Source organism: Epilithonimonas sp., from assembly GCF_036780765.1.
Lineage (GTDB): Bacteria > Bacteroidota > Bacteroidia > Flavobacteriales > Weeksellaceae > Epilithonimonas.
The window spans coordinates 75,455-99,002 of sequence record NZ_DAIQCG010000005.1 but is presented as its reverse complement, the minus strand read 5'-3'; the positions used below and the strand labels follow the sequence as shown (position 1 = coordinate 99,002).

The following is a 23,548-nucleotide window of genomic DNA, read 5'->3' as shown; positions in this document are numbered from 1 at the left end:
TTATATAAATTTGATTCTTAAAAAATTTGAAGTCTTATGAAGAAATTTACATTTTTATTTGTGATGTGTTGTGGTTTTATCAATGCACAATTCACAAGTCCAAACAATGGAACCAACTACACACTTACTAGTTTATCAGCTGCTGCACCAACAGTTCTTGTTAAAAATGGTACAGACTACACTTTGACGGCTGACCTTACACTTTCCGCAACAGACAAACTTCTTATTGATGAAAATACGACGCTTAAAGTAAATTCTGGAGTTGCAATTTTCGTTTATGGAGAATACAAAACTACAGCAACTAATTTTACAATCACAGCAAGCGATATCACCGCGCCTTACAGAGGAATCCGTTTTGAAGAAGGATCTGTAGCAGAAATGAAAAACACTCGAGTTGAATATGGTGGAGGCGTTCGTGTCTTGACAACAGGATTCTTGATGGACAATTGTATTCTTTATAAAAACAATAATTCTCTTAGTGGTTCAACCGGTAGCCTTGCAAGTAGCGCAGCTTTAGCCTTATTTCAAGGATCGGGACACGTTGTAAAAAATTCTCAGTTTTTGGAAAACTCTAGAGCAGGTATTAATTCAGGAGCATCAGGAGCTTTGGCGGTTGACATTATCAATAATTATTTTTATGGTAATAACACAGACAACGGCAATTATCCACAGATTAATATGGGTCCTACAGGAAGTGCTGATTCTACAAGAGTCGTTAATAATATTGTTACCGGAAACAGAGCGATATTAAGAGCTGGTGGTATTTCTGTTTCAGGATTACTAGGAGGAACTACAAGATTTAGGGTCGAAGGAAATACAGTTAGAGATAACCGTTTCGGAATTACACATCAGGGTGCAGGAACTTCCGGAATTGTTAGAAATAACATAATAGAGAATAACAACACAGAGAATAATCCTAATTTAGGTGGAAGCGGAATTTCATTAACAGGAACTCAAAACGTGATTGTAAGAAATAATCAAATCCGAGGAAACCTATGGGGAATTACCGTTTTAAGTAATGCAATAATAGACCTTGGTACAGAAGAAAAACACGGTAATAATATTTTCAAAAACAATGGTAATAATGGAACTACGACCGCTTTCTTCAACAACACTCCTAATACTGTAAACGCTATCGGTAACTGCTGGAGAGAAGATGAACTTTCTAATGACACAATGGTACAAGCTGTTATCGGAAGCTTAAATCCAAATACAGTTAATTTCAAACCCTATAATTGTGCAGAAATAATGGCTGTTTCTGATGTTTCAAAATCAAAACTGAGCGTTTACCCTAATCCAAGTAAAAACCATTTCTTTTTGGAAACAGAAAATACTGGAAACATCGTGATTCAAGATATTAGCGGAAAAGTTGTTTTCTCTTCTATTGTTAATAAAGGCAAAAACGAAATCAATACTAATTTACAATCAGGAGTTTATATCATCACACAACAATCGGAAGGCAAAAAATCAAATACTAAATTGATTATTAAATAATTAATCAAAAATAATTCTTAGAAAGCATCACAAATCGTGGTGCTTTTTTTTGATTAAAATTTCCACTAAATTCGTGAGATGAAAATCTCGATAAAAAATATGGTTTGTAACCGTTGCATTGCTGCGGTAGAATCGATATTTGAAGAATTGAACATTGACATCAATCAAATTTCATTAGGCGAAGTTGAAACCAAAAATGAGATTTCTGAAAAAGAACTTCAAGCTTTGGGTCTGAAACTCAAATCAACTGGATTTGAAATTCTAGAAGACTCTACTAAAAAGCAAATCGAGAAAATCAAAACCTTGATTATTCAGAAAATTTCGGATGAAGATTTGAGTGAAGATTTTATTTTATCAGAATTTTTGAGTTCCGAATTACACAAAGATTACAGTTCTATTTCCAAGCTTTTTTCTCAGAACGAAAATGTAACATTAGAGCAATATTTCATACTTCAAAAGATTGAAAAAGTAAAGGAATTGTTGCTTTACAAAGAATTTAATTTGACTGAGATTTCTCAAAAATTAGGTTACAAAAGTGTTCAGCATCTTTCTAATCAGTTCAAGAAAATCACAGGCTTCTCTCCTACTCAGTTTCTGAATTCTAAAGAGAAGAAAAGGATTGCGCTGGATAAGGTTTGATAAGAATCAAATTTCACACAAATGAAAAAAATATTTACAATACTATTTCTTATTATCAATTTTTTGATTTTCGCACAACTGCCAATTTTGAAGTTATCAAATTCTATTGATACAAATCAAAAACTACCAAAAACTTTAGATAAAAATGAAATTTGCATCATTTATGAAATTAACGGTGGCTGGTCTGCATATGATTTTATTCGCTTTTATTTCATAAACAATGATGGAAAAATTATTGCTTATCAACAAGAAAGACCAAAGTCATATTTGAAAGATAAAGTTTCCGAAAAAGCAATTGAAGAAATTATTATTGATGATAAATTGAAAGAGAAAATAATTAACGTAACCAACTCTACTCAATTAAAAGAACTATTAAAATATCAGCAAAAAGACTTTAAATTAAAATCTTTACAAGACCCAAATACAATCCCGTCGCCTTGTATGATTTCTGATGCCAGCGGTTATAGATTGACTTTCATTCAAAATAATAAACAAAGTTCATATTCTTATTATGCTCCTAAATATCATTATGAAGAATGCTCGCACAAACTCATCAATAAGCCTGTTCTGAAAAAATTCATTGATGTTCTGGAATTATTGTCAGGAAAAATATACAGATGATTTTAATCTATTAAATAATGCAATCCAAAGTCAAACTTCTCCGCGAACAAAAATTGCTTTTTTGAGACAATTCCATCAAAAGTTATCTACTTTTGCAATTGATTCCAAACGAAACAACGACTTGAACAATCCAAGACATTATCTCGCTGCTATTTTAGCATTTTCCATTTGGGGAACTTTCAGTTTGGTACTGAAACCTCTTCATTCTTACGCTTCTTCGGACATTCTTTTTTACAGAGTTTTCAGCTGTGCATTGATAATGTCATTGGTTTCTCTTCTTTTCAAAAGAGAGAAACTGAAACAGAATCTGAATTATTTCAAATCGATTTCTAAAAAGGAAAAGAGAAAAACGATTATTGTCAATATCGGAAGTAGCATTTTGTTGACGGGAAATTGGTTTTCTTTTATTTATGTGATGAATCACGTGAGCGTTCGCGCAACGTCGGTCGCCTATTTGGTTTGTCCAATTATTACAACGATTCTGGCTTATTTTATATTGAAAGATAAATTGAGCAAACTCCAATGGTTATCGGTTTTTCTGAGTTTGGTTGGTTGTATTCTGTTATCTTACACCAATATTTTGGATATGTTTTACAGCAGTTTGATTGGTTTTACCTACGCTGCATATCTGGTTTGTCAAAGTCAAAATAAACAATTCGATAAGTTTCTGATTCTGAATTTCCACATCGTCATCTCAGCTTTAATTTTGTTACCGTTTTTTCCGGCTTATTCTGGACCAGTTCCAACGGAATTCAAATTCTATTTCTTTGTAGAGATTATTGCAATAATGTACACAATTGTCCCATTATTACTGAATCTATTCGCTTTAACTGGAATCGCTTCTTCCAAAGTCGGAATGATTCTAAACATTAATCCTATTATTGCTTTCATCTTAGCCAGCACCGTTTATGGTGAACCCTTGAATCCAATTCAAATCTGTGCTTATGGATTAATATTTTTAGCAGTAATAATTTTCAATGCGAAGGAGATTTTCAGATTGAAGACAGAAAAATTATAAGTTTTATTTAACAAAGTTTGTGAAGTTTTATGAATGAAAGTCGTAGCGAAACAAGCTATATTTGTCATTATTAAACTTTATAACAATGAAAAACAATTACTTATTAATCGTAGTTATTCTTTCCAATTTTATTTTCGGACAAAACAAACAATTCCTCTACGAATACAGGTTTATCTCAGATTCAACCAACAAAACAGATATCAAAACCGAAATAATGATATTGAATATCCAAAAAGACAGGTCCGAATATTATAGTTCCATAAGATACTCGATAGATTCGACGATGTCGGTCGCCATCAAAAAAGGAATATTCGCTCCCGCTTCAGACAAAAAAACAGTTAATGATAGAGTTATAAAATATCCTAACTCTAATCAGATTGTTTATACCACATTTATAATGTTTGATATATATAAGGTAAAACAAGATGTAGAATTAAATTGGAAATTGACCAATGAGTTCTCGAAAATTCTGAATTATGATGTTCAAAAAGCAACCACCGAATTTGGAGGCAGAAAATGGACAGCTTGGTTTACAAAAGATATCCCAATCCAAGATGGACCGTACAAATTCAAAGGTCTACCAGGATTGATTTTGAAGATTGAAGATTCGACTAAAAGCCATATTTGGGAATTAAAAGGCATCAGATCCAACCAGAAAGAATTTGTCTATCCTGACCTGAAAAATTATCGTATTATTGAATTAAATCACAATCAATTCATCAAGAAATTTAAAAATTACCGTCAAAATCCCACAGCAGATTTAGTTGGACAAATTCCTGATCAACACGATTCTACTGGAAAATTCAGAACATCCGCTGAAATCATTAAAGAATTGAATCAAATGGCACTAGAAAAATTGGCAAAAGACAATAATTTGATTGAGATTGATCTTCTGAAATAAATCGATATAACAACTTTCCATTTATTTATAACAGATTGGCATCTATTTTTCAGAAATTTGTATTATAAAATTATCTGAAATGGATCATCATAATCATCATAATCACGACAAACCTCATCCCAATCAAAGAATCTCGCCAAGTTCCGTCTATTATTGTCCAATGGAATGCGAAGGTGAAAAACTCTATTTCAAACAAGGCAGATGTCCGGTTTGTAATATGTTCCTCGTTCCGATAGAAGAACGGGAAGATCATAAAAATAAACCTCAAACTTATTCTAAAACCAATCTTCCCGAGAGTTTCAAAGAGAAAATCGGAGACTATTTTTGCCCGATGTTTTGCGAAGGCGACAAAACTTACGAATCAGATTCCGGTTGTCCGGTTTGTCATATGCATTTGGAAGAAATCACGCAGGAATTGGTGGACAACAGTGTTGCCCTGAGCAGAGTCGAAGGGTCTCATCAACATCATTCTCACAGTCATCATAAACCAACAATCAATCAATCAAAAAACGCTGGAAAATACTATTGCCCAATGTTTTGCGAAGGCGATAAGGTTTATGATTCTAATGTTGGATGTCCGGTTTGCGGGATGGATTTAGTCAAAATCCCAGAAAAAAAAGCGATTGAATACACTTGTCCAATGCATCCTGAGATTGTGCAAAACGAACCCGGAGATTGTCCAATTTGCGGAATGGACCTCGTACCAAAACCATCAAAAGATAATGACCACGAAGATGAAACTTACAAATTATTAAAAAGAAAATTCTGGACAGCTTTAGGATTTTCCGTTCCTGTTTTTATTTTATCAATGGGCGGAATGTTTATTGATTGGCCATTTTCTCATCAAATCCAGGGGATTTTAGAATTAATTTTGACATTGCCAGTTTTGCTTTATGCAGGTTGGTTCCTGATGAAACGCGGATGGGTTTCCTTCAAAACCTGGAATCTTAATATGTTTTCATTGATTGCATTAGGTGTTGTTGCAGCGATGATTTTTAGCTTAATTGCTTTATTTGTTTCCGATATTTTACCTCACGAATTAGCTCACGGCGGAAGTATTCCACTCTATTTCGAATCGGTTTGTGTGATTTTGACTTTGGTGATAATGGGCCAAATGATGGAAGCCAGAGCGCATATGAAAACCGGAAAAGCCATCGAAGCTTTGATGAATCTTTCGCCTGACACGGCCAATCTGATTGTAGATGGAAAGGAGAAAAAAGTATCACTGGCAGAAGTTAAAATCAATGATATACTAAGAGTAAAACCAGGCGAAAAAATTCCTGTCGATGGGAAAATTACCGAAGGAAATTCCAATGTGGATGAAGCTATGATTACGGGGGAAGCAATTCCTGTGGAGAAAAAATCGGGCGACAAAGTTACGTCTGGAACCATCAATGGAAATGGAAGTTTCTTAATGACAACTGAAAAAATCGGTGATGAAACCTTGCTTTCTCAAATTATTAAAATGGTTAACGAAGCAAGCAGAAGCAAAGCGCCTATTCAGAAATTGGCTGATAAAATCTCAAAGATATTTGTTCCGACTGTGATTGCGATTTCGGTTCTGACATTTGTTTTATGGTATATTTTCGGTGGTGAAAATAAGTTGATTTATGCTTTTGTAAATGCTGTGGCTGTTTTAATTGTCGCTTGTCCTTGTGCTCTTGGTTTGGCAACTCCGATGAGTCTAATGGTAGGAATTGGAAAAGGTGCTCAAAACGGAATCTTAATCAAGAATGCTGAAGCGCTGGAAGAGATGCACAAAATCAATGTTTTGATTACTGATAAAACGGGAACATTGACCGAAGGAAAACCAAGTCTAGACCATATTGAAACATTAGAAAACATCGATAAAAATGAATCAAGCGAAGCGTATCTTGACCAACGGGAAAAAATCTTAAAACTCGCAGGTTCCTTAAATCAAAACTCTGAACATCCTTTATCGAATGCCGTTTTAGATAAATTTAAAGCAGAAAATTTACAATTTGAAAATGTCCAAAACTTTGAAAATATTTCCGGAAAAGGCGTGAAAGGAATAATTAATAATGAAGATGTTCTACTCGGAAATGAAGCTTTATTAAAACATTTCAATATCGAAATTCCAGAAGATTTAAAACAAAAAGTAATTCAGAAACAGGATGAAGCTAAAACGATTTCTTACCTCGCAAAATCTGGAAAAGTAATTGGATTCCTGAGCTTTTCAGACAAAATAAAATCAACTTCAAAACAAGCCATTAATTATCTACATTCTCAAAACATCCAAGTGATAATGATGACCGGCGACAACGAACATACCGCAAAAGCAGTTGCAACAGAACTCGGAATAAAAAATTATAAAGCCAATTGTCTTCCTGAAGATAAAATGAACGAAATCAAAAAACTTCAAGCCGAAGGAAAAATCGTAGCGATGACCGGAGACGGAATCAATGATGCGCCGGCTTTGGCTCAATCCAATATCGGAATTGCAATGGGAACAGGAACTGACGTTGCTATTGAAAGTGCAGAAATCACATTGTTAAAAGGCGATATCCTTGGCGTTGCAAAATCAAAAATCCTAAGTGAAAAGCTTTTGAAAAACATTAAAGAAAACTTGTTCTTCGCTTTTATTTATAATGTTTTGGGAATTCCGTTAGCTGCTGGTTTGCTCTACCCTTTGTTCGGTATTTTGTTAAGTCCGATGATTGCGGCTGCTGCGATGAGTTTCAGTTCTGTTTCTGTGATTTTAAATTCTTTGAGATTGAATAACGTGAAATTAGAGATTTGAGTTAAACACAAAGGCACAAGGAATTATTTTTTTTAATAATGTTTTAAGGCACAAGGAAAAACTTTGTGCCTTAAATTTTATCCCTATTAATTAATTTATTTTGTGTCTTTGTGTGAATTTTTATGATATAAAAACAAAACGGCATCGAGGAAATCCCCCGATGCCATTTCAAAACAAAATAAAACCTTAAGATTTTTTTTAGAAAGAAACCGTTAGTTTACTGAACACGTATCTTCCATTCTGTCCAAACTGCGCTGTCGATCTAGAATAGATGAACTGATCATTATTCGTAGAAGATGTCACATTTTTAGTTGGGTAAATATCAAACAAATTGTTTGTTCCAAGAGTCAAATTAAAATTCTTGCTGATATCATAACCAATGGATAAATCTGTAACAATTTTGTCCGAAATCAATTGATGGTCATACGCATTTCCATTGAGACCATCTGCTCCATAAACTTTTCCGTAATAGGTGTTTCTCAAATAGATATTGAAATCATTCCATTTAATATTATTAGACAAACTCGCTTTTATTTTTGGAACAGAATCTTCTAGATAAACTCTAGATTTTTCTCCAAAATATGTATTCTCTAATCCAGCATTTTTTAACAAATCAGAAGCGTGGATATCGCCTACTTTTTTGGTTCTGTTGAAATTGATTGCAAAATCATTTGTAAACTTGAAGCTTTCTTTTGTCAACGTATGGCTTATTACAACATCCAAACCTTTGGTTTCTGTATCAATAGCATTAGAGAAAAACTGTGCAGCATTTACATTGGCATTTACAAACTCATTTGCCAATGCAGTCTGTGCGGGTGTTGTTGGATTGGTTGGTCTTGAGAATTGATCTGTCAAAACAATTCTGTCATCAATTCTGATAAAATAAGCATCTGCTGTAATATTCAAATTAATTGCCGGAATTTTATATGTGAATCCCGTACTTACAGATTTTGACGTTTCTTGTTTCAACTTCGGAATTCCAAAAGCTTGTGCCAATTGAGAATCATTACTAAATGTTCCAACTTCTACCAAGCTTGGCCCCGAAGCTCCCGGAAGTGTTGTGAACAATGTAGAAGTTGTATTATAATAAATCTGATGAATCGAAGGTGCTCTAAAACCTGTTGAACCTGCAAAACGGAAATTAAGATCGTTTGATAATTTGATTCTTGATGCTAATTTATAATTGAAAGTAGAACCAAAATCCGAATAATTCTCATATCTAATCGCCGCATCTACCAATAACCAATTCGTAAAGTTAAATTCTACATCTGCATAGGCTGCATAAGCATTTCTATTCTTATTGGTCTTATTTTCTGGTCTGAAACCTGAGAAAACCTGAGAACTTCCGGCCAATGCAGCTCCAAAGAAATCAGTAGGGTTAACTGATGTTGGAGTTTGTGGATTCCCATTCACATCATAAGCCGTGTAAGAAGCTTCTTCACCTGGATTTTCTTTAAAATTCTCGTGGCGTTGTTCTGCTCCGAAAGCAACATTTACGCCCTCCAACCAATTAAATGATTTGCTGAAATCTAAATTAATGGTGTTCTGTAAAAACTGCAACCCACCAGCCTTAAAAGAACTCGGAGAATTGAATCTCAAACTTGTATTTCCTGTATTTTCAATGGTATAATCAAAACTGTTTTGCCCGAATGTATTACTGAAGTCTACATTCCATCCGTCCCATTTTCCTTTGATTCCGACAGATAAAGATACATCCTGAATCTTTGTATGGATCTCTGGTAAATAACCGTCAATATATAAACCTGTAAATGTTCTTGCTTGGTTTGGTCTTCTATAGAAACCACCGGAAGCACCGTCACGGATTGAGTAACCACCGAAAGTGTAAACCTTCCAATCGTCATTCAAAGGAACTTCTACATTCGCAAATAATTGATGGTTATTGAGTTTGGACTGCCCCACCTGCATATTGAAGTCTTTTCTGGTTTGTCCTCTATAAGCCAATTCCTGATCTGTATAATTTGCGCCTAACAATCCTTGCAAAGCGGTAATTGATGACGCATTCTGAATACTTGATTGGAAGCCGGAATCAAAATAATTCACGCCTTGCGCATATTGATGAATTAGATTCACAAAGTCCTGTTCACCAGCCGTTCCTTTCAGATTATTGATATTATTAAAGTAAGAAGATAAATTAACTCCGCCTTCTGCAGCTCTTTTCTCGATAGCATTGTAAGCATTGTAAATATTTCCGCTTTCAGTTCCAGCTCTTCTTGTTGGATCACGGAATTGCGAAGACCAAGTTGCATTATAGAAGCCACCACGAGTGCCAATCTTATTCCCGTAATTCAAATCTACCTGAAATTGTTGTCCATCATAATTTCCAATATGGTCATTGGCAGCTTTGGTAAGGTAACCGCCATAGTTCAATTGACCTGTCAGTTTTCCAGTATCTCTTTTCAGTTGAAGGTTCATTACGCCGGCAATCGCATCAGAACCATATTGCGCAGAAGCACCATCTCTCAAAACCTCAATTCTTGAAAGCGCAAAAGCTGGAATTGCGTTTAAATCTGTACCAACAGTTCCTCTTCCCGGCGCACCGTTGACATTAACCAAAGCAGAATTATGTCGTCTTTTACCATTAACCAAAACCAAAGTCTGATCTGGCCCCAATCCTCTCAACTGCGCAGGATCTGAGTGATCAGAACCATCCGCATTGGTCTGAATAGTTGATGTAAAAGAAGGCGCAATCGTATTAAGGATTTGATTGATGTTGGTTTGTGGTAAACTTTGTTGGATATCTTTCAAATTGAAAACATCCACGGGAACCGGACTGTCTGCTTTGGAACGTCCTCCACTTCTGGAACCTACCAAAACCACTTCTTCAATCTGTTTATCAGAGGTAGAATCTTTAACAGGCTTCGTTTCCTGCGCTTGAGTTAAATAAATTCCGGAAAAGAAAACTACGGCTGTCGATATAACAGCTCTTTTGCTAGAATTAAACATAGTTTTTTGAATCATATTTTTAAATTTTAAGTCTTATACAAAAAAGAAAACTTCTCCCAGACAAGTCTGAAAGAAGTTATATTGGAACGGCATCACAACCGCAATTAAACATTTTCAACTTATCTTTCCTTTTTTCAAAGGCTGAATGTAACACCTTACCCAATCGGCAGGTTGTTAAGACTTCAACAGGTCAGTTCCCTCGGTCTTTCTTAATAAGTATGACAGCAATTCATTATCACAGTGCAAAATTATGATAAGAATTTCTTTTCAGCAAATTTAATTCATACTATTTTGATATGATAAACATCATTTACTTGTAAAATTCTAATAATCAATAACTTAAATTTTTAAAATTTTAGACACATCTCAAACAATTCTAAGGTCAATTTAAAATTATAATTATATCACATTATATCCAGATAAATTACGATTTCTACAAATCCAAAAAAATAAAATTTCAAGTAAAAATTTTCAAATTTTCAAGATAATCCTTTGGGGTTTCTTCGGGTCTCGTTCGAGTCTCGTTCGGATCGACTTCGATTTTTTTCTTTAAAAATGGGACTTTTGCGAATATGATCCGAAGAAAACCAAAATCAAAAGAATAAAAAGCTCTCAGAATCTAAAAAAAATACTATTTTAAAATCCACATTAAAACTTAACATTTTATTTTAAATTCATATTTTAATTTCAGTTTTTCGTTTTTAAATTATTAAATTTGAGAAAAGTAGAAAACAATGAAAAAAAGACTGGTTGTGCTTTCCGGTGCAGGAATTTCGGCAGAAAGTGGAATTAAAACGTTCCGAGATTACAATGGGCTTTGGGAAAATCATCGCATTGAAGATGTAGCTTCGCCTGAAGGTTTTGCGAGAAATCCGCAGTTGGTTTTAGACTTTTATAATGCCAGAAGACAACAATTAAAAGAAGTAGAACCCAACACGGCTCACAAATTGCTTGCAGAATTGGAGGATTTTTTTGATGTTGATATCATTACTCAAAATGTTGATGACCTTCACGAAAGAGGTGGTTCTACCAAAATCATTCATCTTCACGGCGAACTGACAAAGGCAAAATCTGTAAAAGAAAACAGTGAAATCGTTGATTATATTGATGACATTAAGATTGGCGATTTACACACTGATGGCTCCCAACTTCGTCCGCACATTGTTTGGTTTGGCGAAATGGTTCCGGAGATGGATAATGCGATTGAAGTTGCTTCTCAGGCAGATTTATTTTTGGTCATCGGAACATCTATGCAGGTTTATCCCGCGGCGTCGGTTATTCGATATGTTCCTGAGCATTGTGAAATTTTCATCATCGACCCGAATATGGAAAATCCAAATGCTTTCACAAAAAACGAAAACCATTTCAAAACTTCTGCAACAGAAGGAATGAGACAACTGAAAGAAATTTTAATCAAAAAATATAAGTAATGCAGGTAGAAATCAGAAAACTAAACATCGATGATTATGATGAATTGGCAGAAGCGATGAAAAAAGCCTATCCCGATATAGATGACAATGTATGGAGCAAACGAAATATCCAAAAGCTGACATCCATCTTTTCAGAAGGGCAAATCTGTATTATTGTTGATGGAAAATTAGCTGCTGCTGCATTATCGATTATTGTTCAATACGAATTATACGGCGACCAGCATACTTACCAGGAAATTACTGGAAATGAATCGTTTAATACCCATAGTAATGTCGGGAATGTTCTTTATGGCATCGAGGTTTTCGTTGATCCTGAATTTAGAGCACTAAGATTAGGACGAAGATTATATGACGCGAGAAAAGAACTTTGTGAAATATTGAATCTAAAATCAATCATAATCGGGGGAAGAATTCCTAATTATCATCTTTATAGTAAAGAATTATCGCCAAGAGAATATATTACTAAAGTAAGAAATAAAGAAATCTATGACCCAGTTTTAAGTTTCCAGATTGGGAATAATTTTTCTCCAGTAAAAATCCTGAAAGGTTATCTAAAAGGCGACACCGAGTCCAAAGAATATGCAGTTCTCTTGCAATGGAATAATATCTATTACACAGCCAAGAAAAACACGATGCAGGACAGCGTGATTCGATTGGGATTGGTACAATGGCAAATGAGACCTTTGAAGGATTTAGAAGATTTTTATAAACAGGTTGAATTTTTTGTAGATGCAGTTGCAGGTTATCAATCAGATTTTTGTCTGTTCCCAGAGTTATTCAACACACCTCTACTGGCTCCTTTTAATCATATGAATGAAAGAGAATCAATGGAAAAACTATCTGAATTAACCGAAGAAATCAAAGAAAAAATCTCCGAATTTGCGGTTAGTTACAATGTCAATATTATTTCTGGAAGTATGCCAATTTTGGAAGATGGAAAATTGTACAACGTAAGTTATTTGCTTCACAGAGACGGAAAAATAGACGAATATAGAAAAGTCCACATCACGCCAAACGAAAAGAAATATTACGGAATGACAGGCGGAAACGAAATCAAAGTCTTCGATACAGATTGTGGAAAAATAGGAGTCATTATTTGTTATGATGTTGAGTTTCCGGAACTTCCAAGATTGTTAGCCGACCAGGGAATGAAAATATTATTTGTTCCTTATCTTACCGATACTCAGAATGCTTACACACGAGTGCGACACTGCGCTGCCGCAAGGGCTATTGAAAACGAATGCTATGTTGCCATTGCCGGATGTGTCGGGAATCTTCCAGGCGTGAATAATATGGATATCCAATACGGTCAGGCAACGGTTTTCACACCTTCGGATTTTGCTTTTCCTTCCAATGCCATAAAGGGAGAAGCTACACCGAATACCGAAATGACGATTATTGTGGATGTTGACCTTAATCTTTTAAAAGAGCTCCATTATAACGGCGCAGTGAAAACAATGACGGACAGAAGACAGGATTTATATGATGTGATTTTACGAAATCAGATTTAATTTTTTGAGGTATTTAACTTCAATCAGATTTAATCATCTAATTTTGTAAAAAATATATTTAATGAAAAAGAGCTATTTAGTTGCTGCAGGATTACTATTTTCAATTTCTACACAAGCACAGTTCGGTGACCTTATAAAAGTAGTTAAAGACAAAACAGGTGTTGACCTTTCTCAACCGAAAGCACAGACTCCAAATACTTCTACTAATACTGGTACAACTACAAGTTCCACAACCAATTCCAATGTTAACCTTGGAAGTTTAACCTCTTCTCAAATCTCATCTGGTTTGAAAGAAGCTTTGAATATCGGAGTCAAAGAAAGTGTACAAAAATTGGGAGTGACGGATGGTTTTCTTAAAAATGAAGCGGTAAAAATCCTGATGCCTGAAAAACTAAGAAAAATTGATACAACTCTCAGAAGTTTGGGAATGGGAAGTCTGGCGGACCAAGGTGTTAAATTATTGAACAGAGCTGCTGAAGATGCCGTAACAGAAGCCACTCCGATTTTCGCCAATGCAATTACATCAATAACCATTACGGATGCGAAAAATATTCTTTTAGGAAGTAATAACGCTGCAACCAATTATTTACAAACTAAAACCCAAAGCCAGCTTTTCACAGCGTTTCAGCCAAAAGTTCAGGCTTCTTTAGGAAAAGTTGGAGCAGATACAGTTTGGAAAAATATCATTTCAAAATACAACACGTTAACTGGACAAGCTGTAACTACAGACTTGAATGAATATGTAACAACCGAAACCATCAACGGTGTTTTCAAAATGGTCGCAGAAAAAGAAACAGGAATCAGAAATAATTCTGCGTTGAGGACGACTTCGCTTTTGGAGAAAGTGTTTGGAGCTGTTAAAAAATAATTCTAGAAGCTAGAAATTAGACATAAAAAAAATCCGCAAATGATATTGCGGATTTTTTTTCTTTATTAATAATGCATTATTAATTAGTTAAAACTTCATCTCAGGAATTTCTTCTTCAATAATCAATTCAGCTTCTGTTGCTTTTACAATATCTTCAACCGAAATTCCAGGTGCTCTTTCAAGAAGTTTGAAACCTTTATCCGTGATTTCCATAACAGCCAATTCTGTCACCACTTTTTTCACGCAATTAACTCCCGTTAAAGGAAGTGTACATTTTTTCAGAATTTTGGATTCGCCAGCTTTGTTGACGTGCATCATTGCAACGATGATATTTTCAGCCGATGCTACCAAATCCATTGCGCCGCCCATTCCTTTTACCATTTTTCCAGGGATTTTCCAGTTGGCAATATCGCCGTTCTCGGAAACTTCCATTGCACCAAGAATTGTCAAATCCACTTTTTGGCTTCTAATCATCCCAAAACTGAAAGCCGAATCAAAAAAAGAACCGCCTGGAAGAATCGTAATAGTCTGCTTCCCCGCATTAATCAAGTCTGCATCTTCTTCGCCTTCGAAAGGAAATGGTCCCATTCCCAAAACGCCATTTTCACTTTGGAATTCTACAGAAATATCCTCTGGAACATAGTTAGCAACCAAAGTCGGAATCCCGATTCCAAGGTTGACATACATCCCATCTTTCACTTCTCTTGATATGCGTTGTGCGATTTGTTCTTTTGTAAGCATAGTAAAATGTTATACCGCAATATATCATTATTTCACGTGATAGAAAAATGCTTTTTCGCTTACAGTAATTATTAATAAAACAATCAAATTTATATCAGTAAATTTGCATTTCTAATTATGAAGACATTATTACATTACCTCAAACCACACAAATGGCTGATTATCGCCTCGTTGGTTTTGGCCGCTGTCAATCAGGTATTTTCATTATTTGCGCCAGCAATCACAGGGAATATTCTAGACCAACTCGTAACACATCCACACTTTTTCGACAAAGAAAAATTGATTCCCAGAAATCTGAATGAATTCCTTTATGGAACCGATATATATCACGGCGCATTTTACTTTTTAGGATTACTAATCGGGACGGCTATGGTCAGCAGAATTGCGAAAGCGTTTCAAGATTACGCTGTGAATGTCATTACTCAAAAATTCGGAGCTAATATTTTCACGGATGGATTGCAGCATTCTATGGCGTTGCCTTATCAGGAATTCGAAGACCAAAGAAGTGGTGAAACTTTATCGATTTTGACCAAAGTAAGAGAAGATTCGGTAAAGTTTATTACTAATTTCATTAATGTCTTTTTTGGAATTTTGGTAAGTATCATTTTCGTTTCAGTTTATGCGATTCGATTGCATTGGTCAATAATGCCGGTTTATATTGTCGGGATTTTTCTAATTGCATTTGTAACGAATCTTTTAAGTAAGAGAATCAAGAATATTCAGAAAACAATTGTTATCGAAACCACAAGTTTGGCTGGAAGTACAACGGAAAGTTTGCGAAATATCGAAATTGTAAAAAGTTTAGGTTTGACCAAACAGGAAATTAACCGTCTGAATAATAACACTTATAAAATTCTTGGTTTGGAATTGAAGAAGGTAAAAAGTATTCGTTCGTTGAGTTTCATTCAGGGAACGATGGTTAATTTTCTTCAACAATTGATTACGTTGACGCTTTTATATTTGATTTTCAGAGATATTGTAACGCCTGGACAATATTTATCATTGATGTTTTATGGATTTTTCATTTTTGGTCCAATGCAGGAAATCGGGAATATCATTATTTCTTACCGAGAAGCCGAAGCATCGTTGCGCAATTTCGATAATCTGATGAAAAAACCAGTTGAACAAAAACCACAAACGCCAAAACAAATTGGGGCTATTGAAGAATTAGAATTCAGACACGTTTCTTTCAAACATCAATCTGCTCAATATAAAGCGCTGAATAATATTTCATTCGATGTAAAAAATGGAGAAACCATAGCATTTGTTGGCCCGAGTGGTTCCGGAAAAAGTACGTTGGTAAAATTACTGGTTGGATTGTATCGCGCTCAGGAAGGCAATATTTTCTATAATAAAATCAACGGAAAAGAATTTGACTTTGATGAATTGAGAAACCAAATTGGATTTGTAACTCAGGACACACAGCTTTTTGCAGGAACAATCAAAGAAAATCTTCTTTTCGTGAATCCAAACGCCAGCGAAGAAGACATCGAATTGGCTTTGAAAAAATCAAGCACAAAAACTTTATTGGAACGTGCTGAAAAAGGAATCGAAACGGTCATTGGCGAAGGAGGATTAAAATTAAGTGGAGGCGAAAAACAGAGAATTGCAATTGCAAGAGCATTATTGAGAAAACCAAACTTATTGATTTTTGACGAAGCCACTTCTGCTTTGGACAGTATAACCGAAGAGGAAATTACTTCAACAATCAAGGAAATTTCTGAACAAAAAGAACAGATCACAGTTTTAATTGCCCACAGATTAAGCACGATTATGCACGCAGACCGAATTTATGTTTTGGAACGTGGACAAGTCATTGAAACTGGTTCACACGAAAACCTGATTGCAGAAAAAGGTTTGTATTATGCGATGTGGAGACAGCAGATTGGGGAGAGGAAGTCAGTTGAAAATAATATTTGATTTTGATTGTAATTGATTAAATTTGTGTTGAAGTCTGTTTATTTAGCCCTAAAAGAATCAACTAAAAAATGGACGATGCCTATTCATAATTGGAACATTGTCTTCAACCAATTTATGCTTATTTTTGAAAAAAGGCTCAGATTATAAAATCCAAGCCCTAACTTTTTAACTTACACACTTTATGGGATAGTGTCGGTTTTTCCTTCGTCAAAATGGATAAACCTATCTTCAGACTGACATTATTATTACTCCTCTTCTTTTTTAATTTTCTCGATCAAACTTTCGAGTTCTTTGATTTTATCTTTCAGGTTTTTGATATCGTTTTTATTGTTCGTGACTTTGCTTTTCAGCATCACTGTTCTGGCGCGTTCACTATGATTTTCGTCATCTTCGTCCTCATTAATTTCTTCCACATCTTCTTGGATTTCATCAATATCCTCTTGGATTTCTTCTACATCTTCCTGAATCTCCTCAATATCTTCCTGGATTTCGTCTATATCTTCTTGGATTTCATTAACATCTTCTTTCAAATCCTCGATATATTCAGAACTTTTATTAACTGACATTTGAATAAAAATTGCCAAATAAATCGCCTCCAAAGAGACTACCGTTGTGAGAACCAACAACATATGCTCAAATTCAACAATATTGAAAACAGGTAACGCAAAACTGACGATGAAAAAAATCGTATGAAAAACCAATGACTGAATAGACCCTACCCACCAAATAATTCCGTCCGCAATTTTTTCTAAAACAGATAGTTTATCTTTATTTTCTTCAGTCAATCTCATTGGGAAATTTTGATAAAAGTAAGGATTAAAAAGGCAATTTGCAAAAATCTTTAGTTAATAACATCCGCCAAAGCTTTATCCAAATTATCATAATTAAATTTAAACCCTGAATTCTCAATTTTTTGGGACGAAACACGACTTCCTTCTAAAGCCAAAACTGACATTTCGCCTAAAATAGTCTTAATAATAAACTTGGGAATATTGGGAAGAAATATTTTTTTATTGAGATGAGAAGCTATTTTTTTGGTCAGAATTTCGTTAGTTACAAAATCAGGAGCCGAAGCATTATAAGCACCATTCATAGAAACATCTTCAACAGCTTTGAAATAGATATTCACCAAATCATCAATATGAATCCAAGGAAAATATTGTTGTCCATTTCCTAGAACAGCACCAAAATTCAGTTCAATTGGTTTCTTAAGTGTTTCCAAAGCGCCTCCTTTTTCTGATAAAACGGTTGATGTTCTAATTCTTACTATTCTACTACCGAGCTTTTCAAATTCTAAAACTTTAGCTTCCCAATCTCTACAAATGCTTCCTAAAAAATCTTTTGCTGGTGGGTCATCTTCTGAAAAAATATGTTCCGATGTAACTTGTCCGTAAAAACCTATTGCTGAAGCAGAAATAACAGCCTCAGGATGGATATTTTCCTCCAACATCTTTTCATAAATGAACTGCGCCGAATCTATTCTGCTTTTATAGATTTCTTTTTTATAATTTTTTGTCCAACGTTTACTGATTGAAGCTCCTGCTAAATGAATAAAAATATAAGTATTATCTAAAGCACCTTCTTCTAAAAATCTATTTTCATAATCCCAAACGTAGGATTTGAAATCTGTTTTTTCAGATTTGGAACGAACAAGAATCTCAACCTTGTAGCCACGTTCATACAGCTTTCGGGAGAGTTTTTTGCCAACAAGTCCAGTTGCGCCGCTTATGAGAATTTTTTTCATCAGTTTTCATTTTGTCTTTTTTAACAAAAACGATTCCAATGAAAAATTATTAGGATTAATTTTCGAAAAGTTGATAATTTACAGTTTTAAAGTAGCCTGATTTTATCTTCCAAAATTTCGATGACTTTATCTTTATAAAGACTTCCAATTGCTTTTTTGAAGTTTTTCTTACTCATTTGCAATTCATCCTTGATTTCTTCAGGAGAAGATTTGTCAGACAAATAAAGTAATCCGTAGTTATCATTCAGCTTATCAATGATTTTTTGTTTGAACTCGTCTACATTTTCAAAACCTTGAGGCTGCAAAGTCACATCTATTTTACCATCTTCACGAATGGTTTTGATATAACCATATTCTTCTGAAAGCGGATACAGTTTTTTGAAAACGTCTGAAGCGTAAATTAATCCGATATATTGTTTATTGATAACGACATTCCAACCTAACTCGGACTCATTCATCACAATCAAATCTACTTTATCACCATTATTGAATGGTAGATTTTCGTATTGAGGATTACGTTTGAACTTCGTCGTTCCAGTAATCAATCCAGTAGCTTCATCGATATAAACATATACCAAATAACGCTTTCCTTCTATGATTTTAGATTTTTGCTGCTTATATGGAATAAAAAGATCTTTGATAATTCCCCAATCCATAAAAGCGCCACTTGGCAAGCTTTGTACGCTTGTCATTACAGCAAACTCTTCTATTTCGGCGTTTGCTTTTTCGGTTGTTGCTTTTAAATTGCCTTCTTCCTGATACACAAAAACTTCTACTTCTCCTCCAATTTCCCAAGAATCATCTGCAAAAACTTTTTGGATAAAAGCTTTTTCTCCGTTTTCATCTCGCAAGATAAATCCTGATGAAATTTGTTCAGAAATAGTAAGAGTTTGAGTTTGTCCAGGCTTCATAAAAATTGAATTTGCTGCAAAAGTAACTAAACTTTTTCTATTCTGGTCTCTTACTGAAAATTCTGTCGCCAAAACAAATTCTTAAAACTACCAAACTGAAGTTAATGAATTTTACTACGATAATGTTATTTAATTTAGACATGACTTTATCATATTTTTTTTTAAAAGAATAGAATTGTATTTCATTTTTATGCCTTACTAACAATCATTTCAAAAGTCTATTTTCAAATCTGCCTCAATCTAATTGAATAAATTGAGGCAGTTTATAGTGCTTGAATGAATGTTTTAAAATCTCGTATAAATTACCAGTTTGTATTATCCTTTACAGGAGGATCTGGATCTAATTGTGCTTGTCTTTTTGCAACGCTAGTTACCGTATCTGTCTTTGCTGTTACCTCAGTTTTTTTGAAGCTAACATTTTCTTGAGAGCCCGCTCCCATCTCAGAAGTTACATCATCTTGTCTACAAGATACAAAATTTAGAGATACAGCTGCTATAGCTAAAATTGTAATGAACTTTTTCATATAATTATGTAAATATTTTTTAATTTTTATTGAGATGCAAAACAAAGATTTTCATCTCATTTTCTGTGACAAAATTATATCCTAGTTTTGATGCGTAAAAGAAATTGTGGTCAAGATTGGGAAATTACGACGTCCTAATTCACAAATCACGACATTGATAAACCATTAATTTTCAAACAAATAACTAACTATTCAGCACATCAACACTCATAGCTATTTTCGATTAAATAATTTTCAATAATATTTCATAAATGCGTATTTTTGTGCACACAAATGATGAAGTTTAAAGATTTCAAATGAAAAACTTTTTCTTTATCATATTTATTCTTTCATCATCTTTTGTATTTTCTAAAGACAAGGCTCCTTCAAGCTACGATGATTTTAGAAAAGCATATGAAAGCTATTTGGAAAATGATTCTCGTGCTTTTCAGTTTTTAGAACCTTATATTAAAAAAGCGAAAAAAGAACAAAAAAACGCAGAATTGTTTCAAGCATACAGAGATGCAGTCTTTTATTCAAAATCTTGGAGTAGAAAATTGTTGTATGCTGATAGTTGTTTAGATGCAGCTTATAAAACATCAAGCGACGATAAAATTTCTACAGCATATATTCTTAAAGGTAGTATTTATTACTCAAAAATGAAAAAATATAAGCCTGCTTTGGATGAGTATCTAATGGCTTACAAATATTCTAAAAATACAGGTGATCTTTATCTTAAAAATAAAGTTTCTTATCACTTGGGTGTTGTAAAAAATTATTTAGGGTATAATGAAGAAGCACTACAGTTATTCAATGATTGTGTTTCCTATTTTGAATCAGAAGCAAACAACTCAAAATCACACAAATATAAAATTTTCAATAACCAAAAAGGTTATTTGAATAGTATCCATCAGATGATAATCTGCTACAGAAACTTAAAAGATTCTGTAAAAGCAGATTCTCTTATTAATATTGGATTACAAAAAACTTTCAATCAGCCCTATTTTTCTCAAGAAAGAAGCTATTTTCTTAAGGGTAAGGGTTTATCAGAATATTCCAATGGCAAATATCAATCGGCTATTGATTATCTTACAGAATCTCTCAGTTTATTGAATGATGATTTTGCTTGGGAATCCGTAGATTATTTTTACCTTGGAAAAAGTTATTTGGCTCTGAAAAAAGAAGATTTGGCAATTTCTAATTTAAAAAAAATTGATTCTATTTTCAATAAACAAGAGTTTTTATTGCCTGAATTGAGAGAAAATTATGAACTTCTTATTAATTATTACAAAGAAAAAAATGATGCTCAACAGCAACTGTATTATACAACACAATTACTAAAAGCTGATAGTATCATCTCAAGGGATTTTGCCTATCTATCTCCTAAAGTTCATCGAGAATATGATACCAATGCCCTTCTTGAGGAAAAAGGTAAATTGGAAAAAGCTAATATTTGGGGCGGAATATTCATCGTTTTGTTAGCAGGATTAGCTACTTTCCTTATCATTACTTTGTTCAAAAAATACAAAAAAGAAAAAGACATTCTTCAGAAATATTTTGTTTTGCAGGAGAAGTTACAAACTCACAATTATACGCGTCCTGAGAGTTCTGTTCCTGTTGTAACTAATAACGTACAAAATAATGACGATAAGAGATCTCATATCGCGGAAACAATAAAAGAAGAACTCTTAAATAAACTCAAAGTATTTGAAGAGAAGAAACAATTCACCCAAAAAGGACTGACTATCCAGAAGTTAGCGATTCAGATAGATACCAATTCCAATTACCTTTCGCACGTTATTAATGATAGCAAAGGCATGAACTTCAACAAATATTTGGGCGATTTGAGAATCAGACACATTACTCAATTGTTATTTGAAAAGAACATCTACCTCAATTACACAATTGATACTTTGGCAAAAGAATGCGGAATTGCCTCACGACAAAACTTCTCAGATCTTTTCTTTGAAATCAATGGCATCAGACCTACAGATTTTATCCGAAACAGGAAAAAAGAAATTGCAGGAGCTAATCCGCCTTCTGTTGAGAATATCAAAGGTTTAGTTTCTGAAAACTAATTCAGAAACTCACCTATTTTTAGTGTTTTTTGCTCTCCGGAATTAAGATTTTTTACGGTAACATTTGCATCTTTAATTTCCTGTTCACCAAGAAAAACCAAATTTTCGATTCCTTTTTTCTCTGCGTAAGTAAATTGCTTTTTCAGTTTTGAAGCTTCTGGATAAAGTTCTGCAGAAATATTTTTTTCTCTCAGCTCAGCAATTAATTTTAAAGCCTCAATTGACTCAGCTACTCCGTAATTAGCAAAAAGGTATTTTACATTATTTGCAGAATCTTCAGGGAAAATCCCTAATTCTTCCATTACCAAATAAATCCTGTCCAAACCGAAAGAAATTCCAATTCCAGGGATATCCTTCACGCCGAAAACTTCTGTCAAATTATCATAACGCCCACCGCCGCCGATAGAACCCATTGCAACTTCATCGGCTTTAACCTCAAAAATAGCGCCTGTATAATAATCTAAACCTCTGGCTAAAGTAATATCAAAAACTAAATTTTGAGAATCGATGCCAAGATTCAAAGCATTAGTAATGACAAACTCTAATTCTTCAACACCTCTCAATCCTATTTCGTTTCCTGCAAATTTTTCTTTCAGATTAAGTAGATTTTCCAAAGCATCATTGGTTTGACTGAAGAGGAAATCCAGTTTAGAAATCGCTTCCTCAGAAATTCCTTTTTCAAGCATTTCTTTAGTCACGCCATCTTTTCCAATTTTATCTAGTTTATCTAGCGCAACGGTAAAATCAATCAATTTGTCTGCAATTCCTGCATAATCTGCTAATCCAGAAAGGATTTTTCTGTTATTAATATGAATCGAAACAGATAATTTCAAATCTTTGAAAGACTTAAAATACAATTGCAACAATTCAACCTCTTGCCAAAGACTTGTACTTCCAACAACATCTGCATCACATTGATAAAACTCTCTGAATCTACCTTTCTGTGGACGATCTGCTCGCCAAACTGGCTGAATCTGGTAACGTTTAAAAGGAAAAGCCAATTGTCCGTGGTTCATTGCCACAAAACGTGCAAATGGAACTGTCAAGTCATAACGAAGTGCTTTTTCAGAAATCTGAGAGATCAGTTTTTGAGAATTTTTATTCGACCAGTCTTCTTCGTTTGTTTTTGATGCATAATCTCCGGAATTCAAGATTTTAAAAATCAATCGATCGCCTTCTTCTCCATATTTTCCTGTCAATGTAGAAAGGTTTTCAAAACTTGGCGTTTCTAAAGGCTGGAATCCAAATAATTCGAAATTCTTTTGTAATATATTGATGATGTATTTTCTTCTAGAAACTTCTTTCGCCGTAAAATCTCTTGTTCCTTTTGCTAAACTTGGCTTCATTTTTATAATTGATAAATGATGATTGATAAGTGATAATCAAATGCAAAAATAAGAATTTAGAATAAGCATCTAAAATTAAAGGCATTTTTATATTTTTA

Annotated in this window: 18 protein-coding genes, 1 pseudogene and 1 riboswitch; of the genes and pseudogenes, 12 read left to right on the top strand and 7 right to left on the bottom strand. The window is 34.0% G+C overall.

What is annotated here, in order from left to right; all coding sequences use genetic code 11:
• The first annotated feature begins 36 nt into the window (after positions 1–36).
• The 6 genes from V7P73_RS10110 (at position 37) to V7P73_RS10085 (ending at position 7,434) form a co-directional block, all read left to right on the top strand.
• Positions 37–1,494, top strand: a complete 1,458-nt coding sequence (locus V7P73_RS10110; RefSeq protein WP_333853236.1) for a right-handed parallel beta-helix repeat-containing protein — start codon at positions 37–39, stop codon at positions 1,492–1,494.
• Between the two features lie 78 nt (positions 1,495–1,572).
• Positions 1,573–2,133 carry a helix-turn-helix domain-containing protein gene (locus V7P73_RS10105; RefSeq protein WP_333853234.1) on the top strand — a complete coding sequence of 187 codons (561 nt, stop codon included), beginning with the start codon at positions 1,573–1,575 and terminating at the stop codon, positions 2,131–2,133.
• Positions 2,134–2,154: 21 nt separating this feature from the next.
• Entirely contained in the window at positions 2,155–2,754 is a 600-nt protein-coding gene (locus V7P73_RS10100) for a hypothetical protein (RefSeq protein WP_333853232.1), read from the top strand.
• A complete protein-coding gene (locus tag V7P73_RS10095; RefSeq protein WP_333853230.1) occupies positions 2,717–3,772 on the top strand; it encodes an EamA family transporter in 1,056 nt (351 codons plus the stop codon). The genes V7P73_RS10100 and V7P73_RS10095 overlap by 38 nt, the downstream gene beginning before the upstream one ends.
• Before the next feature lie 85 nt (positions 3,773–3,857).
• Positions 3,858–4,673: a GLPGLI family protein gene (locus tag V7P73_RS10090; protein ID WP_333853228.1), complete on the top strand. Its 816-nt coding sequence runs from the start codon at positions 3,858–3,860 to the stop codon at positions 4,671–4,673.
• Positions 4,674–4,752: 79 nt separating this feature from the next.
• Positions 4,753–7,434, top strand: coding sequence for a copper-transporting P-type ATPase (locus V7P73_RS10085; RefSeq protein WP_333853226.1), 2,682 nt, complete (start codon positions 4,753–4,755; stop codon positions 7,432–7,434).
• A gap of 198 nt (positions 7,435–7,632) precedes the next feature.
• Here V7P73_RS10085 and V7P73_RS10080 read toward each other — a convergent pair whose 3' ends face one another.
• Entirely contained in the window at positions 7,633–10,413 is a 2,781-nt protein-coding gene (locus V7P73_RS10080) for a TonB-dependent receptor plug domain-containing protein (RefSeq protein WP_333853224.1), read from the bottom strand.
• Between the two features lie 101 nt (positions 10,414–10,514).
• A riboswitch (SAM riboswitch) is annotated at positions 10,515–10,617 on the bottom strand.
• Between the two features lie 515 nt (positions 10,618–11,132).
• On the opposite strand from V7P73_RS10080, the gene V7P73_RS10075 reads away from it, so the two are divergent.
• The 3 genes from V7P73_RS10075 to V7P73_RS10065 all read left to right on the top strand — a co-directional run bounded on the left by V7P73_RS10075 (position 11,133) and on the right by V7P73_RS10065 (position 14,207).
• Positions 11,133–11,828 carry an SIR2 family NAD-dependent protein deacylase gene (locus V7P73_RS10075; RefSeq protein ID WP_333853222.1) on the top strand — a complete coding sequence of 232 codons (696 nt, stop codon included), beginning with the start codon at positions 11,133–11,135 and terminating at the stop codon, positions 11,826–11,828.
• On the top strand, positions 11,828–13,339 hold the full coding sequence (locus tag V7P73_RS10070; RefSeq protein ID WP_333853220.1) for a carbon-nitrogen hydrolase family protein: 1,512 nt from the start codon (positions 11,828–11,830) through the stop codon (positions 13,337–13,339). The genes V7P73_RS10075 and V7P73_RS10070 overlap by 1 nt, the downstream gene beginning before the upstream one ends.
• Positions 13,340–13,400: 61 nt before the next feature.
• Complete coding sequence (locus V7P73_RS10065) at positions 13,401–14,207, top strand: DUF4197 domain-containing protein (RefSeq protein WP_333853218.1); 807 nt, start codon at positions 13,401–13,403, stop codon at positions 14,205–14,207.
• Positions 14,208–14,294: 87 nt separating this feature from the next.
• Here V7P73_RS10065 and V7P73_RS10060 read toward each other — a convergent pair whose 3' ends face one another.
• Positions 14,295–14,948 (bottom strand): CoA transferase subunit B, encoded by a 654-nt coding sequence (locus V7P73_RS10060; RefSeq protein WP_333853216.1) that lies wholly within the window; start codon positions 14,946–14,948, stop codon positions 14,295–14,297.
• 117 nt (positions 14,949–15,065) lie between these two features.
• Between V7P73_RS10060 and V7P73_RS10055 the strand changes: the two genes are divergently transcribed.
• Together V7P73_RS10055 and V7P73_RS10050 are read left to right on the top strand one after the other, a co-directional pair.
• On the top strand, positions 15,066–16,868 hold the full coding sequence (locus V7P73_RS10055; protein WP_333853214.1) for an ABC transporter ATP-binding protein: 1,803 nt from the start codon (positions 15,066–15,068) through the stop codon (positions 16,866–16,868).
• 24 nt (positions 16,869–16,892) lie between these two features.
• A pseudogene (locus V7P73_RS10050) lies at positions 16,893–17,015 on the top strand (IS256 family transposase); the annotation flags it as partial.
• A 98-nt stretch (positions 17,016–17,113) separates the two neighbouring features.
• Here the strand turns inward: V7P73_RS10050 and V7P73_RS10045 are convergent.
• The 4 genes from V7P73_RS10045 to V7P73_RS10030 all read right to left on the bottom strand — a co-directional run bounded on the left by V7P73_RS10045 (position 17,114) and on the right by V7P73_RS10030 (position 20,047).
• Positions 17,114–17,659, bottom strand: a complete 546-nt coding sequence (locus V7P73_RS10045; protein ID WP_333853212.1) for a coiled-coil domain-containing protein — start codon at positions 17,657–17,659, stop codon at positions 17,114–17,116.
• Positions 17,660–17,709: 50 nt separating this feature from the next.
• The gene (locus V7P73_RS10040) at positions 17,710–18,612 is read right to left on the bottom strand and encodes a TIGR01777 family oxidoreductase (RefSeq protein ID WP_333853210.1); all 903 of its coding nucleotides are present in this window, start codon (positions 18,610–18,612) and stop codon (positions 17,710–17,712) included.
• 86 nt (positions 18,613–18,698) lie between these two features.
• On the bottom strand, positions 18,699–19,523 hold the full coding sequence (locus V7P73_RS10035; RefSeq protein WP_333853208.1) for a CvfB family protein: 825 nt from the start codon (positions 19,521–19,523) through the stop codon (positions 18,699–18,701).
• A 302-nt stretch (positions 19,524–19,825) separates the two neighbouring features.
• A complete protein-coding gene (locus V7P73_RS10030; RefSeq protein WP_333853206.1) occupies positions 19,826–20,047 on the bottom strand; it encodes a hypothetical protein in 222 nt (73 codons plus the stop codon).
• A 296-nt stretch (positions 20,048–20,343) separates the two neighbouring features.
• Between V7P73_RS10030 and V7P73_RS10025 the strand changes: the two genes are divergently transcribed.
• On the top strand, positions 20,344–22,104 hold the full coding sequence (locus V7P73_RS10025; RefSeq protein WP_333853204.1) for an AraC family transcriptional regulator: 1,761 nt from the start codon (positions 20,344–20,346) through the stop codon (positions 22,102–22,104).
• Here V7P73_RS10025 and hisS read toward each other — a convergent pair.
• Positions 22,101–23,450, bottom strand: coding sequence for a histidine--tRNA ligase (gene hisS / locus V7P73_RS10020; protein WP_333853203.1), 1,350 nt, complete (start codon positions 23,448–23,450; stop codon positions 22,101–22,103). The genes V7P73_RS10025 and hisS overlap by 4 nt on opposite strands.
• Positions 23,451–23,548: the final 98 nt, after the last annotated feature.